This is a genomic window from Burkholderia pyrrocinia (assembly GCF_022809715.1).
GTDB classification, from domain to species: Bacteria; Pseudomonadota; Gammaproteobacteria; order Burkholderiales; family Burkholderiaceae; genus Burkholderia; species Burkholderia pyrrocinia_C.
In genome coordinates this window covers 1,482,794-1,503,864 of record NZ_CP094459.1, presented here as the reverse complement: position 1 = coordinate 1,503,864, position 21,071 = coordinate 1,482,794, and the positions used below count along the sequence as shown (strand labels likewise).

Here is a 21,071-nt window from a genome sequence, read left to right as displayed (position 1 = left end):
GTGCATCCATTTATAATTGTCGGATTCGGCATCCAATTCACGCATTTTTCGGCAGATTTCCAACATGAGCGACAACACGCTTGCGAAGAGCTTCGAGCCCCATACCATCGAGTCCCAATGGGGGCCGGAGTGGGAAAAACGCGGCTATGCCGCCCCGGCGTTCGATCCGTCCCGCCCCGATTTCGCGATCCAGTTGCCGCCGCCGAACGTGACGGGCACGCTGCACATGGGCCATGCGTTCAACCAGACGATCATGGACGGCCTCGCCCGCTATCACCGGATGCTCGGCGAGAACACGCTGTGGGTGCCCGGCACCGACCACGCGGGGATCGCCACCCAGATCGTCGTCGAGCGCCAGCTCGACGCGCAGGGCGTGTCGCGCCACGACCTCGGCCGCGAGAAGTTCGTCGAGCGCGTGTGGGAATGGAAGCAGCAGTCCGGTTCGACGATCACGGGCCAGGTGCGCCGCCTCGGCGCATCGACCGACTGGTCGCGCGAATACTTCACGATGGACGACAAGATGTCGGCCGCCGTGCGCGACGTGTTCGTCACGCTCCATGAACAGGGCCTGATCTACCGCGGCAAGCGCCTCGTCAACTGGGATCCGGTGCTGCTCACCGCGGTGTCGGATCTCGAAGTCGCGAGCGAAGAGGAAAACGGCCACCTGTGGCACATCCGCTACCCGCTCGTCGACGGCTCGGGCTCGCTGACCGTCGCGACCACCCGCCCCGAGACGATGCTCGGCGACGTCGCGCTGATGGTCCATCCGGAAGACGAGCGCTACGCACACCTGATCGGCAAGCTCGTCACGCTGCCGCTGACCGGCCGCGAGATCCCGGTGATCGCCGACGACTACGTCGACCGCGAGTTCGGCACGGGCGTCGTGAAGGTCACGCCCGCGCACGACTTCAACGATTACCAGGTCGGCCTGCGCCACAACCTCGCGCCGATCGAGATCCTGACGCTCGACGCGAAGATCAACGACAACGGCCCCGAGCAGTATCGCGGCCTCGACCGCTTCGACGCGCGCAAGGCGATCGTCGCCGATCTCGACGCGCTGGGTTTCCTCGATTCCGTGAAGCCGCACAAGCTGATGGTGCCGCGCGGCGACCGCACGGGCGTCGTGATCGAGCCGATGCTGACCGACCAATGGTTCGTCGCGATGACGAAGCCGGCACCGGAAGGCACGTTCAATCCCGGCAAGTCGATCACCGAAACGTCGCTCGACGTCGTGCGCAACGGCCAGATCAAGTTCGTCCCGGAAAACTGGACGACCACCTACTACCAGTGGCTCGAGAACATCCAGGACTGGTGCATCTCGCGCCAGCTGTGGTGGGGCCACCAGATTCCCGCGTGGTACGGCGAGAACGGCGAGGTGTTCGTCGCGCGCAGCGAGGAAGACGCGCGCGCGAAGGCCGCCGCGCAGGGCTACACGGGTGCACTGAAGCGCGACGAAGACGTGCTCGACACGTGGTTCTCGTCGGCGCTGGTGCCGTTCTCGTCGCTCGGCTGGCCGAACGAGACGCCTGAACTGAAGCACTTCCTGCCGTCGTCGGTGCTCGTCACGGGCTTCGACATCATCTTCTTCTGGGTCGCCCGGATGGTGATGATGACCACGCACTTCACCGGCAAGGTGCCGTTCCACACCGTCTACGTGCACGGCCTCGTGCGCGACGCGGAAGGCCAGAAGATGTCGAAGAGCAAGGGCAATACGCTCGACCCGATCGACATCGTCGACGGCATCGATCTCGAGACGCTGGTCGCGAAGCGCACGACGGGCCTGATGAATCCGAAGCAGGCCGCGACGATCGAGAAGAAGACGCGCAAGGAATTCCCGGACGGCATTCCCGCGTTCGGCACCGACGCGCTGCGCTTCACGATGGCGTCGATGGCGACGCTCGGCCGCAACGTGAACTTCGACCTCGCGCGCTGCGAAGGCTATCGCAACTTCTGCAACAAGCTGTGGAACGCGACGCGCTTCGTGCTGATGAACTGCGAAGGCCACGACTGCGGCGCCGACAAGCCGGAAGTCTGCGGCGCGGGCGACTGCGGCCCCGGCGGCTACCTCGACTTCTCGGCGGCCGACCGCTGGATCGTGTCGCTGCTGCAGCGTACCGAGGCCGATATCGCGAAGGGCTTTGCCGACTACCGCTTCGACAACGTCGCGACCAGCATCTACAAGTTCGTGTGGGACGAGTACTGCGACTGGTATCTCGAACTCGCGAAGGTGCAGATCCAGAACGGCACGCCGGAACAGCAGCGCGCCACGCGCCGCACGCTGCTGCGCGTGCTCGAGACGGTGCTGCGTCTCGCGCACCCGGTCATCCCGTTCATCACCGAAGCGCTCTGGCAGAAGGTCGCGCCGCTCGCGGGCCGCTATCCGCAAGGCAAGGCCGAGGGCGAAGCGTCGCTGATGACGCAGGCGTATCCGGTTGCCAACCTGCAGAAGATCGACGAGGCGTCCGAGCAGTGGGCGGCGGACCTGAAGGCGATCGTCGACGCATGCCGCAACCTGCGCGGCGAGATGAACCTGTCGCCGGCGACGAAGGTGCCGCTGCTCGCGGCCGGCGATGCCGAGCGCCTGCGCTCGTTCGCGCCGTACGTCCAGGCGCTCGCGCGCCTGTCGGAAGTGCAGATCCTCACGGACGAAGCGACGCTCGACAAGGAAGCGCACGGCGCGCCGATCGCGATCGTCGGCCCGAACAAGCTGGTGCTGAAGGTGGAAATCGACGTCGCGGCCGAACGCGAGCGCCTGTCGAAGGAAATCGCGCGCCTGACGGGCGAGATCGCGAAGTGCAACGCGAAGCTCGGCAACGAGGCATTCGTCGCGAAAGCGCCGCCGGCCGTGGTCGAACAGGAGCAGAAGCGCGTCGCCGAATTCCAGAGCACGCTCGAGAAACTGCGTGCGCAGCTCGATCGGTTGCCTGCGTAACAAACCGTAAGGCCGTTTGCGTTCACTATAATGCGGACGTGAACATACATCGTCTGACAAGTCGATTACAGGAATAAAGGTTCGATCATGTTGAAAGTCACCAAGGCGGTATTCCCCGTTGCCGGCCTCGGCACGCGGTTCCTGCCGGCAACGAAGGCGAGCCCGAAGGAAATGCTGCCGGTCGTCGACAAGCCGCTGATCCAGTACGCAGTCGAGGAGGCGATCGCCGCGGGCATCACCGAGATGATTTTCGTCACCGGGCGCAGCAAGCGCGCGATCGAGGATCATTTCGACAAGTCGTACGAGGTCGAAGCCGAACTCGAGGCACGCGGCAAGGAAAAGCTGCTCGAGCTCGTGCGCAGCATCAAGCCGAGCCATGTCGACTGTTTCTACGTGCGTCAGCCGGAAGCGCTCGGCCTCGGCCATGCGGTGCTGTGCGCGGAGAAGCTGGTGGCCGACAACCCGTTCGCGGTGATCCTCGCGGACGACCTGCTCGACGGCAACCCGCCCGTGATGAAGCAGATGGTCGACGTGTTCGACCACTATCACAGCTCGGTGATCGGCGTCGAAGAAATCCCGCCGTCGGAAACGAAGTCGTACGGGATCGTCGACGGCAAGGAATGGGAAGAGTCGATCGTCAAGATGTCGGCGATCGTCGAGAAGCCCGCGCCGGAAGTCGCGCCGTCGAACCTCGGCGTGGTCGGCCGCTACATCCTGAAGCCGCGGATCTTCGAACACCTGCGCGCGCTGAAGCCGGGCGCGGGCGGCGAACTGCAGCTCACCGACGCGATCCAGGCGCTGCTCGCCGACGAACAGGTGCTGGCCTACAAGTACCAGGGCACGCGCTACGACTGCGGCAGCAAGCTCGGCTACCTGAAGGCGACGGTCGAATTCGCACTGCGCCATCCGGAAGTCGGCGCGGAATTCGACGAATACCTGCGCACGCGCGGCGGCGCGCAACCGGCCGCCTGAGCGCGGCAAGGGCTCGCCGCGGCGGGCCCGCCCTCACCTCATCGGCCGGCGCTCAGCGCGCTTCGGCCGGCTTCACCGAGACGACGCCCGGCATCCCGCCCGCGTCGTCTTTTTTCGTCTTCACGAGCCAGCCGCCGCCATCGCCGAACGGCACCTTCGCGAGCGCGCTCTTCACGAGCGCCGGCGCGGCCTGCTGCGTGCCCGGTTCGCGATCGCGCAGCGCGGCCGTCACGCGATAGACGTCGGCGCCCGATTTCGCATCGACGAAACGCAGCGTCAGCACGTGGCGATACACGCCACCCGCGAACGGCAGCGCGAACGGCGACGGCCCGTCCACCGTCACGCACGCGCTGCTCGCGGCGCCGCACTGGTCGGCGATGGCCGCGACCGCCGCCGGCTGCGTCGCATAGGCAATCGACAGCCGGTAGCGCGCGTCCTTGAGCGGCTGCGCGTCGAAGCCGCGGCGCGCGAGTTCGTCGCGCACGAGCGCCTCGACCTGCCGGTATTCGGCATCGTCGGCCTGCGCGGCCGTCCGGACGAAATCGTAGCCGTGCGCGCCGGCTGCAAATGCATTCGGCTGCCCGACCGCACTCACGCCGCTCGTCACGCCGGCGCAACCCGTCAACAACGACGCCGCCAGCGCGGTCGCTGCCCATTCCTTTCTCATGGCTTTCCCCAGTCCTGCCGTCGTGCCCGGCCCTGTCAGGCGGACGGCTCGTCGATCGCGGGCAGCGACACCGTCACCGCGGTGCCGACACCCACTTCGCTGTCGACCGACACGCTGCCCCCATGGCGCGTGACGACCGTCTTCACGAATGCCATGCCGAGCCCGGAACCCGGGATCTCGGGCCGCTCGCCGGCATGGAATCGCTTGAAACGCTCGAACAGATGCCGCTGATCTTCCGGCGCAATGCCGTACCCCTGATCGCGAATCGTACAGAACATCCGCTTCGACGCGTGCTCGACCGTCAGCGTACACGTGATCACGGTGTCGGACGGACTGTATTTGACTGCGTTGTTCAGCAGGTTCACGAACGCGCGCGTGATCAGCGAGCGGTCCGCGCGCACCCAGCACATGTCGGTGCCGACCTCGGTGTCGATGCGGATGTGCTTCGTCTGCGCCTGCGGCCATACCTCGTCGCTCGCATCGATCAGCACGTCGACGAGGCTCGTCACTTCGAGCTGGTACGCCTGCGACTCCGCGCGCGCCAGCTGCACGAACTCGTCGGCAAGCGACAGCGCGCGGTGCGCGTAGCGCTCGACCCGCGCGAGCAGCCCGCGCATCGCATCGGTCTCGACGCGGTCGCGCTCGATCTCGACGAGCGCGAGGATCGAAGCCTGCGGCGAGCGCATGTCGTGCGACAGCAGGTGCAGCGCTTCCTCGCGATGCCGCTCGGCCGCGTGCAGTTCGGTCACGTCGACGAGGCCGGCAATCCAGCCCGTCACGCGGCCCTGCGCATTCGTGCAGGCGGCGTAGCGTAACAGATGGTCGAGCCCGTCGCGGTCGCGCACCTCGATGCCGCGCGCCATCGCGTCGTGCTCGGCCTCGAGCGTCGGGTCGAGCGCGGCCGGCCAGTGCTCGCGGATCGCCGCATCGTGTTCGGCGTTGCCGTCGACGGTCTTCATGAACGTCAGCTCGCCGAGCGCGGTGCGCAGCGGCCGCCCTTCCGGCAGCGGCAGCGCGAGCCGCGACCCGTAGCGCTTCGCCGCATGGTTCGCGATCAGCACGGTGCCGGCCAGGTCGGTCACGAAGATCGGCTCGGGCATGCTGTCGAGGCTGTCCCACACGAAGCGCTTCATGTCCTGCACGCGCTGCGCGGCTTGCGCCATCAGCGCCATCTGGCGCTCGAGCACGTCGCCGCCGACACTGCGCGTGCGCGGCGCCTCGGGCAGCAGGTGCGGCTCGTCGGGGAGCCGCTGCAGTTCGCGGCGCAGGTACGACATCGTCATTTCGAGGCGCCGCCAGTTCCAGATCGGGTAGACGGCGATCAGCCCGAAGATCGCCGGCGCCGGCGACAGCCAGATGCGCGCCTCGAACAGCAGCGCCATGCTCGCGACGACGGCGAGCGCGGCGAGGCTCAGCGTCAGCAGCAGCGCGCGCCACGGCGACAGCATCAGGAAGCCGCCCAGCAGCGCGGCGAGCGGCAGCAGCGACGCGGCGAACAGCCCCGCGCGCGATGCCGGCGAGATCGCGCTGCCGGTCGCCAGCATGTCGAGCACGTTGGCGTGGATATACACGCCGGCGAGCGGGCCGAAATCGCCGGATACGGGTGTCGCGAAGCGGTCGTACAGCCCGGAAGCGGTCACGCCGACGACGACGATCTTGCCGCGCAGCGCGTCGGGTTTCACGCGCCCTTCGAGCACGTCGTCGAACGACAGCGTCGGATACTCGGGCGTGTTGCGGCTGAACGGAATCAGGTAGCGGCCCTCGCCGGCCGCGTCGCGCGACAGGTCGTGCGCGTTCGCGCCCGGCGCGCCGCCGGCCGGATGCAGCCGGCCGGCCTGGATCGCGCGGTACACGGGCACCATCAGTTGCGGCCAGCGCACGCGGCCGTCGCTTTCGAACAGCGCGACGCTGCGCACGATGCCGTCGCGATCGACTTCGAGATTGATGTGACCGAGCCCCGTCGCGCGCGCCGCGAGCGCAGCCACCGGCGGATCGACGGTACGCGTGCCGTCCGCCTGCTCGGGGCTCAGCAGCACCGGCAGGAAGGTCGGCACGTGGCTCATCGCGTCCGCGAACGCGCGATCCTCCGGCGCCGGTTCGGTAAACAGCACGTCGTAGACGACGGCGGCCGGCTGCGCGCGCGCCAGCGTGTCGAGCAGCCGCGCATGCACGTCGCGCGGCCACGGCCAGCGGCCGAGCGCCGATACGCTCTGGTTGTCGATGTCGACGACGACCACGTCGGGCGACAGCGGCAGGCTGCGCAGCATCAGCAGCCGGTCGTAGATCAGCCCGTCGACGCTCGACGACAGGCGGCCGAGCGCACACGCGAGGATCACCGCGATCCCGAGGCAGCCGATCGCGATCCATTCGATCAGGAAGCGGCGGCCGAGGTGCCGCCGTGGGGAAACGGAGCCGGGTTTCATGCGCCGCGGGTCAGCGCGACAGCGTGAACGCGCTGACCGGACTGGTCTTCTCGTAGAACTTGCCGCCTTCGAACTCCTCGACGGTCACCGCCCAGAAATAATCGCCCGGCGGCAGGTGCGCGACGGTGATCTGGCGCGCATGCAGGCCGACCTGGTCGACGACCGGCGCGCTCAGGTCCTTCGAGCGCGACAGCACGAACCGGTAGCGCGCGTCCTTGCCCGAACCGTTCGGCGACCAGCGGAACTCGTAGCCATCCGCACCGGGCGACGCGCTCGCGTCGAGCCCCATCACGCGACGCTCGAACGCATAGGTGCGCGGCAGCCCCTCGAGGCCGTTGGCATCGATCGCGGCGATCCGCACGAAGTAGTTCCCGTTCGGTACGTCGCGGAAGACCGCGCGCGGCGAATCGGTGCGCGTTTCGCGGAACAGGTCCAGCAGCCCCGCATCGTGCGCGAGCTGCACGCGGTACGCATGCGCGTTCGCCTGCGGCACGACGTCGAACGCGACGTCGGGTTCGTCCTGCACCTTGTCGGGATGCGCGAGCGCCGGCGCGGCCGGCAGCGCGACGGGCGCGCCGACCGCACCGGACGACGTCGCGACGCTGCCGAAGTTCGCATGCACGAGCGTCGGCTTGGCCGATTGCCGGCCGCCCGCGACGCCGACGGTGCCGTCGAGCACTTCGACACGCGTCGACGCATTGCCGGCCGCGTCGTAGTTCACGCGAAAGCGCGTGCCGCGCACGCCGGCCACGACCGACGGCGAGCGGATCTGGAAGCGGTCGTCGCGTTTCTTCAGATGAGTGACTTCGCTGTCGACCGAGCCGCGCGTGAGTTCGAACTGGCGATCGAGCGCGCCGGTCAGCACGGTGCGGCGCAGCGCCTTCAAGTCGAGCTGGCTGTCGGGCGGCAGGCTCATGTGCGTGCCGTCGGCGAGTTCGAGCGTTACGAAGCCATTCGCACCCGTGCGCACGCGGTCGCCCTCGACGAGCGTCGCATCGTTCGCCAGCGGCGCGTACGCGTCGCCGGACGCGCGCTCTGCCGTGCCCTGCACCGCGACGACGCGCGCGGTCAGCTTTTCCTTGCGCAGGCGCGCGACCGGCAGCTTCAGCGCGATGCCGGGCTGCAGGTGCTTCGGCGCGGGCACGCCGTTGATCTGCTGGAGCAGTTGCCAGTCGTCCGCGCCCTGCAGGTAGCGCGCGGCGACGTCGTACAGCGTGTCGCCCGCCTGCGTGCGGTAGACGACCATCTTGCCCGCCGCAGCGGGCGGCTGCGCGGCCGCATGCTGCGCGGCGACTGCAAACGTGACCGCGCAGGCCGTGCGCAGCGCCATCGTGCGCAGGTTTGCCGTACGCTGCGAGATTCCCGCGGTCACTCCGGTTCTCCCTGGCCGACCCGCTCGAGCCGGTAGCCGTAGCCGTAGATCGGCGCGAGGCGATAGCCGTTTTCGGGCCGCAGGCCGAGCTTGGTGCGCAGCATCGAGATATGCGTATCCATCGTGCGCGACGGGATGTCGGTTGCCTGCTTCCACACGAGATCGAGAATGTGTGCGCGCGACAGCGGCCGGTCGAGATGCTGGAACAGCAGCAGCGCGAGTTCGAATTCCTTCTGCGTCAGGCTCACGGGCTTGTCGCCGACGTAGGCCTGCTTCAGGTTCACGTCGAAACGGAATTGATCGAATTCGCGAACGGTCGCCTCGGCATTGACCGGATACGCGCGGCGCAGCAGCGAGCCGATGCGCGCGCGCAGGATCGGGCCCGACACGGGCTTGACCACGTAGTCGTCGGCGCCGGCGTTGAGGATCTGCGTGATCCCCGCCTCGTCGTCGCGGCTCGTCATGAAGATGATCGGCAGGCTGTGCTCGGTCTGGTTGGCGCGCACCCACTTGAGCACTTCCTCGCCGGACATGTCGGGCACGTTCCAGTCGAGCACCAGCAGATCGAACGTTTCGCGCTGCAGACGCTTCTTCAGGGCCTTGCCTTCCTTGAACGCGTAGCACGTATGGCCAACGGCCGTCAGCGTTTGACTGACGAAATCCGTCTGGGCCGGATCGTCATCCAGTACAGCAATTCTCATAGCACCCCGCAAATCGAAATCGATTCGTCCAGTTCAGCTCCCCGCACCCACCTCGCAGCGCAACGCGCGCGGCTTCCTTCCGGATACGGGCCGGCGAGCCGTCGTTCGCCGCTCGCGCCACCTGCGCAAACCGGCGACCCCGGCTAAATATCTCAAAAACGGGGCGCGGACGAACCGGCGATTTCATCATAGTAGTATGAAATTCGCCAAGAAATTGCGCGGACTACCGTTCTTTCTTCGAATAATCCTTCCTGTCGCGCAATCTGACGCCTAATCGGCGCCCGCCACCGTTTCGGTGAAATCGTCGGTCGACAAGCGTTGCACCAGCGGTTGCGACAGCGCCGGTTGCGCAAGCATCCGCTGCAACTGCCCGCGCACGCGCTCCCACGCGCTGGCCGCGTAGTCCGGCTGGCCCGCCGCCCATGCCTGCGCCAGATCGAACACGCGTTCGATCGTCGCACCGCAGTAGGTCAGGCCCGAACCGTCGTCCTGTGCGGCATCGCGCAGCCGTTCGTCGAGCCACTCGGCCAGCCACGGCATCTCGGCCGCGGCCGAATCCGCGTAGGCCTCCAGCGCGGCACGCGCGTGGCGATCCTGCTGCGGATCGAGCTCGATACGGCTCAATTCCGACGCACGCTCGGGCGCAATGCATTCCGCTCCGGACGGACTTCGAAGGGTCCCTGGTCTGAAGGACATGTCCTCTCCCCGTTGTACGACGGCAGCGTCAGGCATGGCCCCCGTGCCCGCCATACGACGTACCGCGGCCGACACCTCCGCTGGGAGCGGACGACCGGCCGGGTCAGTATACGCAGCCAGTCACGAAGCGAGGTTTAAGAATTGTCAGAGGCTCGACCGGCCGGCGCCGGGCGTTGCCGGCCCGCGCACCGCGAGCGGACGCCGCGGCCGGGCGCGCGATGCGGGCCGTCAGCGGCGGCGCATCAGGAACACGAAGGTCTTGTCCTGCGTCGTCGATTCGACGATCTCGTTGCCCGTCTGCTTCGCGAACGCGGCGAAATCGCGCTGCGAGCCGGGATCGGTCGCGAGCACCTTGAGGATCTGCCCGCTTTCCATATCGGCAAGCGCTTTCTTGGCACGCAGGATCGGCAACGGGCAATTGAGCCCGCGCGCGTCCACTTCCTTGTGAATCTGCATCGGCTGTCGACCTTCGAATGTCACGCCACACGAGGCGCGGGAGGAAGCCGCGATTTTACCGCAGCGCCGCCCTGCCCGCCCGGGTAGCCCGCGGCCCGGCGCCGCGGGCACCGGCGTCACGTGCCTGAGAAGCCGCCCGCGAGCCGGTCGCGCAGGTGCCGCACGAGCGCGCGCACCGCGCTCGGCACGACCGGGCTGTACGGGCGGATCGCGAAGATGTGGTCGCCGAACGCGCCCGACGGCCGCCAGCCGTCGAGCAGCGCGACGAGCCGGCCGGCGTCGAGATCGCGCCGCGCGCTGAAATCGGGCAGCAGCGCGATGCCGAGCCCGCCGAGCGCGGCCTCGCGCATCGCCTCGCTGTTGTTCGCCGCGAAGCTGCCGCGCACCGGCACGCTCACGCGCTGGCGCCGCCGGCCGTCCGGCTCGAAGCTCCATGCGGCCGGTTCGTTGTCGCGCAGGTAGCACAGGCAGCTGTGGTCGACGAGTTCGCTCGGGTGCCGCGGCGCGCCGCGCGCGTCGAGGTAGTCGCGGCTCGCGACGAGCAGCGAGCGCGTGTCGCACAGCTTCCACGCGACGTGGGTCTGCGGCGCGGTGGTCGTATGGCGGATCGCGAGGTCGAAGCCTTCCTGCGTCAGCGAATGCAGCCGGTCCGACAGGTCGAGCTCGATGTGCACGCCCGGATGCTGCCGCAGGAAATCGGGCAGGTGCGGCACGACCTGCTGGCGCCCGAGCGCGACCGGCGCCGTCACGCGCAACAGGCCGCGCGGCTCGCCGGCCAGGTCCTTCACGCGTGCGAAATGCTGCCCGATCGACTCGAACGCGTCGCGCGTGCTGTCGACGAGCGTCTGGCCCGCGTCGGTAAGCCGCACGCTGCGCGTCGTGCGGCGCACGAGCGGCACGCCGGCCGCCTTTTCGAGATCGGCGATGCGCTGGCTCATCGCGGCCTTGCTGATGCCGAGCCGCTGCGCGGCGGCCGTGAAACTGCCGGCCGCGGCCAGTACCGTCAGCGAATGGATATGCGGCCAGAGCGCCTGGACATTTTGCTGATTCATCCGTCGATTATTCAGAATTCTGAACAGTGAATCAAGTTTCGCGGCCTTCTCCCGCGCCGCAGGTTTCCCTAGACTAGGTTCCGTTCCCCCTCATCCCCAGGAGACACGATGAATCCGGTTCCCGCGTACACGTCCGACGCCGACGTCGGCCACTATGTCGACGGCGCGCCCGTCGCCGGCCGCAGCGGCCGCTTCCAGGACGTCCTCAACCCGGCGCTCGGCCGCGCGGTGCGCCGCGTGGCGCTCGCGGACAACAGCGAAGTGCAGCGGGCCGTCGCATCGGCCCACGCCGCGTTCCCGGCCTGGGCCGAGACGCCGCCGATCCGCCGCGCGCGCGTGCTGCACCGCTTCCTGCAGTTGATGAACGAGCACCGCGACACGCTCGCGGCGATCATCACGGCCGAGCACGGCAAGGTGTTCTCCGACGCGCAGGGCGAAGTCGCGCGCGGCATCGACATCGTCGAATTCGCATGCGGCGTGCCGCAGCTGCTGAAGGGCGACTTCACCGACCAGGTCAGCACCGGCATCGACAACTGGACGATGCGCCAGCCGCTCGGCGTGGTCGCGGGCATCACGCCGTTCAACTTCCCGTGCATGGTGCCGTGCTGGATGTTCCCGGTCGCGCTCGCGACGGGCAACACGTTCGTGCTGAAGCCGAGCGAGCGCGACCCGTCGGCGGCGCTGTTCATCGCCGACCTGCTCACGCAGGCCGGGCTGCCGGCCGGCGTGTTCAACGTGGTGCAGGGCGACAAGGGCGCGGTCGACGCATTGCTCGACCACCCGGACGTGCAAGCCGTCAGCTTCGTCGGCTCGACGCCGATCGCGGCCTACGTGCAGCAGCGCGCGGTGCAGTCGGGCAAGCGCGTGCAGGCGCTCGGCGGCGCGAAGAACCATCTCGTCGTGATGCCCGATGCGAACATCGAGCAGGCGGTCGACGCGCTGATCGGCGCCGCGTACGGCTCGGCCGGCGAACGCTGCATGGCGATCAGCATCGCGGTGCTGGTCGGCGACGTGGCCGACCGGATCGTGCCGGCGGTCGCCGAGCGCGCACGCAAGCTGGTGATCGGCGACGGCATGCAGCCGGAAGTCGAGATGGGCCCGATCGTCACCGGCGAAGCGCTGAAGCGCATCGAAGGCTATATCGAGCAAGGCGTGAGCGAAGGCGCGCAACTGGTGGTCGACGGGCGCGGGCTGCGCGTGCCGGGCCGCGAGGCAGGCTTCTTCACCGGCGGCACGCTGTTCGATCACGTGACGCCCGACATGCGGATCTACAAGGAAGAAATCTTCGGGCCCGTGCTCGGCTGCGTGCGCGTGAAGGATTTCGGCGCAGCGGTCGACCTGATCAACGCGCACGAATTCGGCAACGGTGTGTCGTGCTTCACGAGCGACGGCGGCATCGCGCGCGAATTCGCACGGCGCATCCAGGTCGGCATGGTCGGCATCAACGTGCCGATTCCGGTGCCGATGGCATGGCACGGCTTCGGCGGCTGGAAGAAGAGCCTGTTCGGCGACATGCATGCGTACGGCGAGGAAGGCGTGCGCTTCTACACGCGCCAGAAGTCGGTGATGCAGCGCTGGTCGTCGAGCATCGGCAAGGGCGCCGAATTCGCGATGCCGACCGCGAAGTAAGCCGGCCGGTGCGCCGCCCGCCTGATCGATCGGCGGGCGGTGCGCCGGCAGAATGCGTCAGCCGGCCTTCTTGCCGTGCGCACCGTCGGCGGTCGGCAGGTACGACAGCTCGAGCCGGTACGCGAGCGCGACGAACAGGCTCTGCGCGAGGCCCATCGTGGCCGTCAGCGCACGGAACCCGAACGTCTCGCTGTCCTGCACCATCAGCGTCACCTCGGCCTCCCGCGCGAGCGGGCTCATCCGGCTGTCGGTGATCGCGATCAGGCGCGCGCCGCGCTGTGCGGCCTGCTGCGCGACCTGCACGGTCTCGTCCGCATACGGCATGAACGAGATGACGATCATCACGTCGCCGTTGCGCACCGACCGGATCTGCCCGAGATGCATGCTGCCGAGCGCGCTGAACAGCCCGATGCGCTTGTCGGTGTGCTGCAGCGCGTAGTCGAGATACACGGCGATCGGAAACGCGCGCCGCGAGCCGGCGATCCAGATCGCCTGCGTGTCGGCGAGCAGCTCGACGGCCTGCGCGAGCGCCTGCGGGTCGAGCGTCTGCCGCAACTGCTGCATCCCGGCAATGCTGCCCTTGATGAATTCGTCGGCGATCTGCTCGGGCTGCAGGCTCGACGAGCCCGATTCGATCACGTCGCGCAGCCGCAGGTTGTATGCGCGCCCCGGCGCGATCTGCTGCGCGAGCCCTTCGCGGAACAGCCGCTGCATCTCGGAGAAGCCGGAGAAGCCGAAATGCTTCGCAAAGCGCACGACCGCCGACGGCTGCACGCCGCACGCCTCCGCGAGCGACTGGATGCCTTCCAGGCCCAGCTGGTCCCGATGCGTTTCCACGTGGCGCGCAATGACCTTCAGGCGATTGCTGAGGCCGTCGTATTCCCGCGTCAGGTGCTGCAGGAACTGCTCGACGGTGGCAGGAGGTTTCTCGGATGAACTCATCGGATGGCGCGAAGTTGACGGCCCCGGTGCGCGCGCGATGCTGACGGACGCGGCCCGAGGCTCACCTGGATACATGCATGAAGGGCGAATTTAATCACGTTTGCGGCACGGCCCGCGCCGCGCGTTTCGCTCCCACGCGCTCGATCATCACCTGCACACGCTCCACGGCAAGACTGGAAACGATTGTCCAACGCTCTCGCGGCGTCGTAAAGATTAGGGTGTCTACCGAGGCCGACGGCCTCCGCGAAGCGGCGCGCCGTGCGCCGTGCGCCGCATCCGGCCTGCCCTGCTCAACGATAGTCGACCCATACGCCGCCCGCGTCGGCGGAACGCACGCAGTTCTCGACCCATCGGACGCCCTCGACGCCCGCGTGGACGTCCGGAAAGCGGATGCTCTTCAGCGCCGCGGCGTCGCCGCGATCGGCCGCGTCCATCGCGAGTGCGAAGCGCTGATAGAGATTGGACCACGCCTCGAACAACCCTTCCGGATGCCCGGCCCCGATGCGATCCTCGCGCAACGCATTCGGATGCAGATACCCCATCCCGCGATCGAGCACCTGCGCGGGCTGCCCCTGCACTTCGTAGCGCAACTGGTTCGGATGCTCGTCCCACCATTCGACGCTCGCCTTCGAACCGATCACGCGCACCTTCTGGCCGTGCATCGAACCTGCGTTCACCGCGCTCGACCACACGTAGCCGATCGCGCCCGTGTCGTATTCCATGATCGTGAACGCGTTGTCCTCGAGCGGCGCGCGGCTCTTCACGAAGCTCTGCCGCGAACACATCATCCGCCGGATCTTCAGCTCGGGCGCCATCACCTCGGAGATGTACAGCGGATGCGTGCCGATATCGCCGAGCACGTAGCTCGGGCCCGCGAACTTCGGGTCGACGCGCCAGCGCGCGGCCGCGCTCGCGGCCTCGACGCCTTCGCTGTGGAAACCGTGCGCGAACTGCATCTGCACGATGCGGATCTCGCCGAGATCGCCGCGCGCGATCATCTCGCGCGCCTGTTCGATCATCTGGTGGCCCGAATAGCCGTATGCGACGCCGACGATCCGGTTCTTCTCGACCGACAGGCGCTGCAGCGTCTCGGCCTCGTCGGTCGTGAAGCACAGCGGCTTCTCGCAGACCACGTGCAGCCCCGCGTTCAGCGCGGCGCGGCAGATCTCGAAGTGCGTGTTGTTGGGCGTCGCGATCGACACCGCGCGAATGCCGTCCGGGCGGCGCGCCTCGGCGTCGAACATCGTCGCGTAGTCGGGATAACAACGCTCGGCCGCGACGCCGAGCTTCACGCCGAACTGGCGGCCGCGTTCGGGATCGATGTCGAACGCGCCGGCGACCAGCTCGAAGCTGCCGTCGCGCAACGCGGCCGACCGGTGGCTGTAGCCGATCTGGCTGCCGAGCCCGCCGCCGACCATGCCCCAGCGAATCGAGTGTCCAAGCAGAATCTGTCCGTCAATCATGATGGTGGTGTTCCTGGTCCGTGTTCAGGGTTTCGGTGGTTCAGGTGTTCAGCGGATGTTCATGCGAAGCCGGCCGACGCGAGAAACGCGCGGCTCGCGGCGACGTCGCGCAGGCTCGTGCCCGCATTGCGCGGGTCGCGTTCCTGCTCGATCGTGATGTAGCCCGCGTAGCCGATGTCGTCGAGCGCGCGCCGGATCGACCGGTAGTCGAGCACGCCGGTGCCGATCGGGCACATCACGCCGCGCGCGCATGCGGCGAAGAATGCGATGTGCTCGCCCATCACCGCGTCGTACACGGCCTTGTCGATGTCCTTGAAATGCACGTAGTCGACGCGCGCCGCATGGCGGCGCAGCCAGGCTTCCGGGTCCATGCCCGAGTAGTACATGTGGCCCGTGTCGAGACAGAGGCCGACCGTGTCGGCCGGCAGGTCGGCGACGATCCGGTCGATCTCGTCCGCGAACTCGATGTAGCCGCCCGCATGCGGATGGATCACCGCGCGCACGCCGAACTCGTCGCGCGCGATCGTCGCGATCTGCCGGATGTGCTCGACCATCCGCGCCCAGCGTTCGCCGGACAGCCGCGGCGCGCGATCGGCGTGGCCGGCCGCATAATCGCGTTCCTCGTGCCCCCAGTCCATCACGACCAGGTACGGCGCCGCGTAGCGCTGGCCGTCCTGCGTCGGCAGCTTCGGCAGCCGCGTGATCAGCGCGCAGATCTCGCGCGTCTGGCGCAGCAGGTTCGGCAGGTTCTCCGGCGATACGAGATCGTCGAAGATCGTGCCGGCGGTGATGCTCAGGCGCTGCCGCTCGAGCTCGGCGCTCACCACGTCGAGCTCGAGCGGGATATAGCCGTACGGCCCGAGCTCGATGCCCGAGTAGCCGGCCTGCGCGGCCTCGGCCAGCACGTGCCGCCACGGCGGCAGGTTCGGGTTCTTCACGTCGTCAACGCCCCAGCAGCACGGGGCACAACCAATCTTCATCGTCATGTCGGTCAGTCCGGCAGGAAAGCGGCGCGCGGCCGCACGAGTTGTCGCGACGCGGCTGCGGTTCAGCCGCGATAGAACGCGGGGCGCTCGGCCATCGCGATCGGTTCGACCGCGCCGCTCTTTTGCGCCCGCACGCATGCGTCGGCCGCGACCGCCGCCGCGTAGCCGTCCCAGGCCGACGGGCCGGTCAGCGCACCCTGCCGCACGCCGTCGATGAACGCCTGCAGCTCGACGTCGTACGACGCGATGAAGCGCTCCTTCCAGTCGGTCATGATGTCGACCGATTGCTGCGCGGCGCGCTTGAGCCCCACGGCCGGCGGATCCGGCAGCTTCGCGATGCCCTGCTCGCCGACCACCTCGCACTGGATGTCATAGCCGTACTGGCAGTTCACGAAGATCTCGACGTCGATGCGCACGCCGCTCGCGGTTTCCAGCAGCACGATCTGCGGATCGGCGAGATGCGCGGACGCATGGCGCGTCTTCTTCGGATAGACGACCTGCGCGCTCGCGTAATCCTCGCCGAGCAGCCAGCGCAGCACGTCGAGCTCATGGATCAGCGTGTCGGTGATCGCCATGTCGGTCGTGTAGCGCTCGCCGACCGACTGGTTGCGGTGCGCGCAATGCAGCATCAGCGGCGCGCCGATCTCGCCGCTGTCGATCACACGCTTCAGCGCGCGATAACCTTCGTCGTACGGCCGCATGAAGCCGACCTGCACGAGCCGTTTGCCGTGCGCGACTTCCGCTTCGACGATCCGCATGCAGCCGTCGGCCGTCACGGCGAGCGGCTTCTCGCAGAACACGGGCTTGCCGTGCGCGATCGCGTCGAGCACGAACGCTTCGTGGGTCGGCCCCCACGACGTGACGAGCACGGCCTGCACGTCGGCGGCCGCGACCACTTCATGGCCGTCGCCGTAGATCTCGGCATCGAGCCCGTACTTCGTCACCGCATCGCGCGCCTGCTGCGGATCGATGTCGTTGACGGCCACGACTCGCGCGCCGGACAGCGTGCGAGTCAATCTGCGGATATGGTCCTGGCCGATCGCGCCACAGCCGATCACGCCGATTTGCAAGGTCATCTAGGGGTCTCCAGTCGTTCATCAGCGGCGCGGCCCGTGCCGCGCCGGTCGGTAATCGTTCAGCGCACCGTGCGATCGAAATGACGATCGACGTAGCGCTGCATCGTGTCGCGCATGTAGCGCGACGATGCTTCGGCACGGTCCTCCCACGCGAACACGCACGACGACATCACGCCGTCGAAGCCCGCGGCGCCGAGCGCGCGGAAAAACACGTCCCAGTCGATCTCGCCCTGTCCGATGTCGAGATGCTGGTGCACGCGGATCTGGTTCGAACCCGGCGGATTCACGATGTAGCGCAGCTGGCTGCTCTTGCGGTGGTCGAAGGTGTCGGCCACGCGCACGTGCGCGAGGATCGGTGCGGCCTGCGCGATCATCGCGGCCATGTCGTCGCCGTAGTAGAACGTGTGCGGCGCGATATACGACAGCTTCAGCGACGGCGAGCCGAGGTTCGTCACGATGTCGATCGCCGGCTGCAGCTGCTCGATCCAGTCCTCCGGATGCGGCTCGACCGACAGCACGATGCCCTCGCGTTCGAGAATCGGCAGCAGCTCGTCCATCGACCGGAACCACGCGGCTTCGCACAGCTCCTTCGGATTCGCGCCCGGCCGCTCGCCGACCGAGCGCTCCGGCGACGCGCCGCGCCCGAACTCGGACACCATCAGCGCGCACTCCATTTCGACCGCGACCTCGATCGCCTTCTTCCAGCAGCGCACGGCCCATTGACGCTCGTCCTCGAACGGGCTCGCCCAGCGGTACATCGGCTGCAGCGACGCGAGGCCGACACCGCTCGCACGCATCGCCTGGCGAAACGCGGCCATGCGTTCGCGCGTCGCGCGCGGCATCACCCACCAGTCGAGGAAATCGCTGCGCGGCGACAGCTCGATCTGGTCGTAGCCGAGCTCGGCCACCGCGTGCGGCAGCCGGTCGAGCGGCAGGTGGCGAATCATGTAGGGGTCCAGCGCGATCTTCATAAGGCATCCTTGTCGATATCGGATTCCGGTCGGACAGGCAGGGTCAGCGACGCTTCTTCTTGTTGCGATACTGGTCGGCGATCACGGCCGCGACAATGATTGCGCCCTTGACCATCTCCTGGTAATACGCGTCGATGCGGATGAACGTGAAGCCCGACGTCATCACGCCGAGGATCAGCACGCCGATCACGGTGCCCGTCACGCGGCCGAGGCCGCCCGACAGCGACGTGCCGCCGATCACGACCGCGGCGATCGCATCGAGCTCGTACATCACGCCCATGCCCGACTGGCCCGAGATCGCGCGCGCGGCCGTCACGGTGCCGGCGATCCCGCTCAACAGGCCCGCGATCGCATAGACGAACACCAGGTGACGCGTGACGTTGATGCCCGACACGACGGCCGCGTGGCGGTTCGCACCGATCGCATAGGTGTACTTGCCGAAGCGCGTGTAGCGCAGCACGACGTGGAAGATCGCGGCGATCACGAGAAAGATGATCACCGGATTGGCGCCCGCGCCGATGGCCGCGAACTGGTCGGTCAGCATCGACACCGGCATCCCGTTGGTGAACCATTTCGCGAACCCGCGTGCGGCGACCATCGTGCCGAGCGTCGCGATGAACGGCGGAATGCCCGTCATCGCGATCAGCGAGCCGTTGAGCAGGCCGACCAGCAACCCGACGCACACGCCGGCCAGCACCGGCCAGATGATCGGCAGGTCGGTCAGGTGCGGGAACACCGCGCGCGGGAAGTCGGACACCTGCGCGAGGCTCGCCGACACGACCGCCGCAGCGGCCACGACCGACCCCGACGACAGGTCGATCCCGCTGGTGATGATCACGAGGTTCACGCCGACCGCGATGATGCCGATCACGGCCATCTGCAGCACGATGATCTCGAGCCGCTCGGCGTTGAGCAGGAAGCTCTGGCCGACGACGATCCAGCCGACGATCTCGAAGAACAGGCTGATGCCGACCAGCACGAGAAAGATGCTCAGCTCCGGCGGCCACTTCGTGTGCCGCGTCTTGATTGTCATGGTCTGCGCGTCCGCGACCGGGTTCAGGTTGCCCATTGCTTTGTCTCCAATCTTGTTTCGGCTCAACGCGACGCGAGATCCATGATGCGGACCTGGTCGGCGTCCTTGCGTTCGACGATGCCGGTCATGCGCCCTTCGTGCATCACCATCACGCGGTCGCTCATCCCCAGCACCTCCGGCATCTCCGACGAGATCATCAGCACCGCGACGCCCTTGCCGGCGAGCGCGCTGACGAGCCGGTGGATCTCGGCCTTCGCGCCGACGTCGATGCCGCGCGTCGGTTCGTCGAGGATCAGGATGCGCGGCTGCGTGAGCAGCCAGCGCCCGATCAGCACCTTCTGCTGGTTGCCGCCCGACAGGTTCTGGATTTCCTCGTGCAGGCCGGGCGATTTCACGCGCAGCATCCGGCTCATTTCCTCGCAGTCGCGCTTCAATTGCGCCTGCTGCACGAAATTGAACTTCACGTAGCGGTTGCTGAGCACCGCCGCTTCCATGTTCGCGAGCAGGTCGAGATTCAGGAAGCAGCCGCTGTCCTTGCGGTCCTCGGTCAGGAACGCCATCCCGTGCTTCATCGCCTGCGCGGGCGTCGCGATCCGCACCGGCTTGCCGTCGATCCGGATCTCGCCCGACGTGGCCGGCACGACGCCGAACAGCGCCTCAGCGACGTTCGAGCGCCCCGAGCCGACCAGGCCCGCGACGCCGAGAATTTCTCCTGCACGCAGCTCGAAGCTCACGTCGCGGAACACGCCGTCGACGGCGAGATTCTTCACCGACAGCACGACGTCGCCGATCGGCACCTCTTCCTTCGGGAACATCTGCGTGATCTCGCGCCCGACCATCATGCGGATGATGTCGTCGCGCGTGACGTCGCTCGACGCATGCGTGCCGATGTACTTGCCGTCGCGGAACACCGAGAACTCGTCGGCGATCTCGAACAGCTCGTTCATCTTGTGCGTGATGTAGACGATGCCCTTGCCCTGCTCGCGCAGCTGGCGAATGATCCGGAACAGGTGCGTGACTTCCTTGTCGGTCAGCGCCGACGTCGGCTCGTCCATGATCAGCACGTCCGAGTCGAACGACACGGCCTTCGCGATCTCGACCATCTGCCGGCTCGCGACCGTCAGCGTGCGCACGTCGGTTTCCGGATCGATGTCGATCGACAGCCGCTCGAACAGCGCGGCCGTGCGGCGGCGCAGCTCCGCGTGATCGATCAGGCCGAAACGGTTCTTCGGTTCGCGGCGGATCCAGATGTTCTCCGCGACCGTCATGTACGGCATCAGGTTGAGTTCCTGGTGGATCATCGCGATCCCGCGGTCGAGCGCATCGAGCGGGCCGTTCAGCACGACGGGTTCGCCGTTGATCAGGATCTCGCCCTGATCGGGCGTGTAGACGCCCGCGATGATCTTCATCAGCGTCGATTTGCCCGCGCCGTTCTCGCCCATCAGCGCATGGACGGTGCCGCGGCGCACGCGGAACTGCACGCCGTCGAGCGCGACGACGCCGGGAAAGGACTTGCCGACGCCGCGCACCTCGAGCACGCAGTCGGCCGCGGAAGGAGCCGGCGAGCCGGACGACCCGGATGCGCCGGGCGATCCTCCGGATGAAGCGGCCGGCGCGTCGACGCCGGCCATCGGGCGCGCGATCCTGGCTGTAAACATGGACGTTCCTCGACGAGTCGCGCGCGAGCCCGGCCAGGCCGG

General features: G+C 67.7%; 17 protein-coding genes. 3 read left to right on the top strand and 14 right to left on the bottom strand.

Features of this window, described 5'->3' with window-relative positions; translation table 11 throughout:
* Positions 1-64 precede the first annotated feature (64 nt).
* Complete coding sequence (locus MRS60_RS07060) at positions 65-2,932, top strand: valine--tRNA ligase (RefSeq protein ID WP_243565463.1); 2,868 nt, start codon at positions 65-67, stop codon at positions 2,930-2,932.
* An 87-nt stretch (positions 2,933-3,019) separates the two neighbouring features.
* Positions 3,020-3,904 (top strand): UTP--glucose-1-phosphate uridylyltransferase GalU, encoded by an 885-nt coding sequence (gene galU, locus MRS60_RS07055; protein ID WP_034183387.1) that lies wholly within the window; start codon positions 3,020-3,022, stop codon positions 3,902-3,904.
* A gap of 52 nt (positions 3,905-3,956) precedes the next feature.
* Here the strand turns inward: galU and MRS60_RS07050 are convergent, their stop codons facing one another.
* From MRS60_RS07050 to MRS60_RS07020, 7 genes are all read right to left on the bottom strand, one after another.
* Entirely contained in the window at positions 3,957-4,571 is a 615-nt protein-coding gene (locus tag MRS60_RS07050) for a DUF4136 domain-containing protein (RefSeq protein WP_034183386.1), read from the bottom strand.
* A gap of 35 nt (positions 4,572-4,606) precedes the next feature.
* Positions 4,607-6,994 (bottom strand): CHASE2 domain-containing protein, encoded by a 2,388-nt coding sequence (locus MRS60_RS07045; RefSeq protein WP_243565462.1) that lies wholly within the window; start codon positions 6,992-6,994, stop codon positions 4,607-4,609.
* Between the two features lie 10 nt (positions 6,995-7,004).
* Positions 7,005-8,366 (bottom strand): FecR family protein, encoded by a 1,362-nt coding sequence (locus tag MRS60_RS07040; protein WP_034183384.1) that lies wholly within the window; start codon positions 8,364-8,366, stop codon positions 7,005-7,007.
* Positions 8,363-9,067 carry a response regulator transcription factor gene (locus tag MRS60_RS07035; protein WP_034183383.1) on the bottom strand — a complete coding sequence of 235 codons (705 nt, stop codon included), beginning with the start codon at positions 9,065-9,067 and terminating at the stop codon, positions 8,363-8,365. The genes MRS60_RS07040 and MRS60_RS07035 overlap by 4 nt, the downstream gene beginning before the upstream one ends.
* A gap of 270 nt (positions 9,068-9,337) precedes the next feature.
* Positions 9,338-9,763, bottom strand: a complete 426-nt coding sequence (locus tag MRS60_RS07030) for a peptidase (protein ID WP_105390692.1) — start codon at positions 9,761-9,763, stop codon at positions 9,338-9,340.
* 228 nt (positions 9,764-9,991) lie between these two features.
* A complete protein-coding gene (locus MRS60_RS07025) occupies positions 9,992-10,219 on the bottom strand; it encodes a sulfurtransferase TusA family protein (RefSeq protein ID WP_006402122.1) in 228 nt (75 codons plus the stop codon).
* Positions 10,220-10,335: 116 nt separating this feature from the next.
* A complete protein-coding gene (locus MRS60_RS07020) occupies positions 10,336-11,271 on the bottom strand; it encodes a LysR family transcriptional regulator (RefSeq protein WP_243565461.1) in 936 nt (311 codons plus the stop codon).
* Between the two features lie 108 nt (positions 11,272-11,379).
* On the opposite strand from MRS60_RS07020, the gene MRS60_RS07015 reads away from it, so the two are divergent.
* Positions 11,380-12,900 carry a CoA-acylating methylmalonate-semialdehyde dehydrogenase gene (locus MRS60_RS07015; RefSeq protein ID WP_105390691.1) on the top strand — a complete coding sequence of 507 codons (1,521 nt, stop codon included), beginning with the start codon at positions 11,380-11,382 and terminating at the stop codon, positions 12,898-12,900.
* 57 nt (positions 12,901-12,957) lie between these two features.
* On the opposite strand, the gene MRS60_RS07010 is transcribed toward MRS60_RS07015, so the two are convergent.
* From MRS60_RS07010 to MRS60_RS06980, 7 genes are all read right to left on the bottom strand, one after another.
* Positions 12,958-13,842, bottom strand: a complete 885-nt coding sequence (locus MRS60_RS07010) for a MurR/RpiR family transcriptional regulator (protein ID WP_034183379.1) — start codon at positions 13,840-13,842, stop codon at positions 12,958-12,960.
* A gap of 290 nt (positions 13,843-14,132) precedes the next feature.
* Entirely contained in the window at positions 14,133-15,305 is a 1,173-nt protein-coding gene (locus MRS60_RS07005; RefSeq protein WP_243565460.1) for a Gfo/Idh/MocA family protein, read from the bottom strand.
* 59 nt (positions 15,306-15,364) lie between these two features.
* Positions 15,365-16,291 carry a TIM barrel protein gene (locus MRS60_RS07000; RefSeq protein ID WP_243565459.1) on the bottom strand — a complete coding sequence of 309 codons (927 nt, stop codon included), beginning with the start codon at positions 16,289-16,291 and terminating at the stop codon, positions 15,365-15,367.
* A 62-nt stretch (positions 16,292-16,353) separates the two neighbouring features.
* Positions 16,354-17,367 (bottom strand): Gfo/Idh/MocA family oxidoreductase, encoded by a 1,014-nt coding sequence (locus tag MRS60_RS06995; RefSeq protein ID WP_034183376.1) that lies wholly within the window; start codon positions 17,365-17,367, stop codon positions 16,354-16,356.
* A gap of 59 nt (positions 17,368-17,426) precedes the next feature.
* On the bottom strand, positions 17,427-18,338 hold the full coding sequence (locus MRS60_RS06990) for a sugar phosphate isomerase/epimerase family protein (protein WP_243565458.1): 912 nt from the start codon (positions 18,336-18,338) through the stop codon (positions 17,427-17,429).
* A 43-nt stretch (positions 18,339-18,381) separates the two neighbouring features.
* The gene (locus MRS60_RS06985; RefSeq protein WP_034183374.1) at positions 18,382-19,407 is read right to left on the bottom strand and encodes an ABC transporter permease; all 1,026 of its coding nucleotides are present in this window, start codon (positions 19,405-19,407) and stop codon (positions 18,382-18,384) included.
* A gap of 26 nt (positions 19,408-19,433) precedes the next feature.
* Entirely contained in the window at positions 19,434-21,029 is a 1,596-nt protein-coding gene (locus tag MRS60_RS06980; RefSeq protein ID WP_243565457.1) for a sugar ABC transporter ATP-binding protein, read from the bottom strand.
* Positions 21,030-21,071: the final 42 nt, after the last annotated feature.

Excerpts from the sequence above, each read along its gene's own strand:
- MRS60_RS07060 (WP_243565463.1), top strand. The coding sequence starts at position 65 with ATGAGCGACAACACGCTTGCGAAGAGCTTCGAGCCCCATACCATCGAG.
- galU (WP_034183387.1), top strand. The coding sequence starts at position 3,020 with ATGTTGAAAGTCACCAAGGCGGTATTCCCCGTTGCCGGCCTCGGCACG.
- MRS60_RS07050 (WP_034183386.1), bottom strand. The coding sequence starts at position 4,571 with ATGAGAAAGGAATGGGCAGCGACCGCGCTGGCGGCGTCGTTGTTGACG.
- MRS60_RS07045 (WP_243565462.1), bottom strand. The coding sequence starts at position 6,994 with ATGAAACCCGGCTCCGTTTCCCCACGGCGGCACCTCGGCCGCCGCTTC.
- MRS60_RS07035 (WP_034183383.1), bottom strand. The coding sequence starts at position 9,067 with ATGAGAATTGCTGTACTGGATGACGATCCGGCCCAGACGGATTTCGTC.
- MRS60_RS07030 (WP_105390692.1), bottom strand. The coding sequence starts at position 9,763 with ATGTCCTTCAGACCAGGGACCCTTCGAAGTCCGTCCGGAGCGGAATGC.
- MRS60_RS07025 (WP_006402122.1), bottom strand. The coding sequence starts at position 10,219 with ATGCAGATTCACAAGGAAGTGGACGCGCGCGGGCTCAATTGCCCGTTG.
- MRS60_RS07020 (WP_243565461.1), bottom strand. The coding sequence starts at position 11,271 with ATGAATCAGCAAAATGTCCAGGCGCTCTGGCCGCATATCCATTCGCTG.
- MRS60_RS07015 (WP_105390691.1), top strand. The coding sequence starts at position 11,380 with ATGAATCCGGTTCCCGCGTACACGTCCGACGCCGACGTCGGCCACTAT.
- MRS60_RS07010 (WP_034183379.1), bottom strand. The coding sequence starts at position 13,842 with ATGAGTTCATCCGAGAAACCTCCTGCCACCGTCGAGCAGTTCCTGCAG.
- MRS60_RS07005 (WP_243565460.1), bottom strand. The coding sequence starts at position 15,305 with ATGATTGACGGACAGATTCTGCTTGGACACTCGATTCGCTGGGGCATG.
- MRS60_RS07000 (WP_243565459.1), bottom strand. The coding sequence starts at position 16,291 with ATGACGATGAAGATTGGTTGTGCCCCGTGCTGCTGGGGCGTTGACGAC.
- MRS60_RS06995 (WP_034183376.1), bottom strand. The coding sequence starts at position 17,367 with ATGACCTTGCAAATCGGCGTGATCGGCTGTGGCGCGATCGGCCAGGAC.
- MRS60_RS06990 (WP_243565458.1), bottom strand. The coding sequence starts at position 18,338 with ATGAAGATCGCGCTGGACCCCTACATGATTCGCCACCTGCCGCTCGAC.
- MRS60_RS06985 (WP_034183374.1), bottom strand. The coding sequence starts at position 19,407 with ATGGGCAACCTGAACCCGGTCGCGGACGCGCAGACCATGACAATCAAG.
- MRS60_RS06980 (WP_243565457.1), bottom strand. The coding sequence starts at position 21,029 with ATGTTTACAGCCAGGATCGCGCGCCCGATGGCCGGCGTCGACGCGCCG.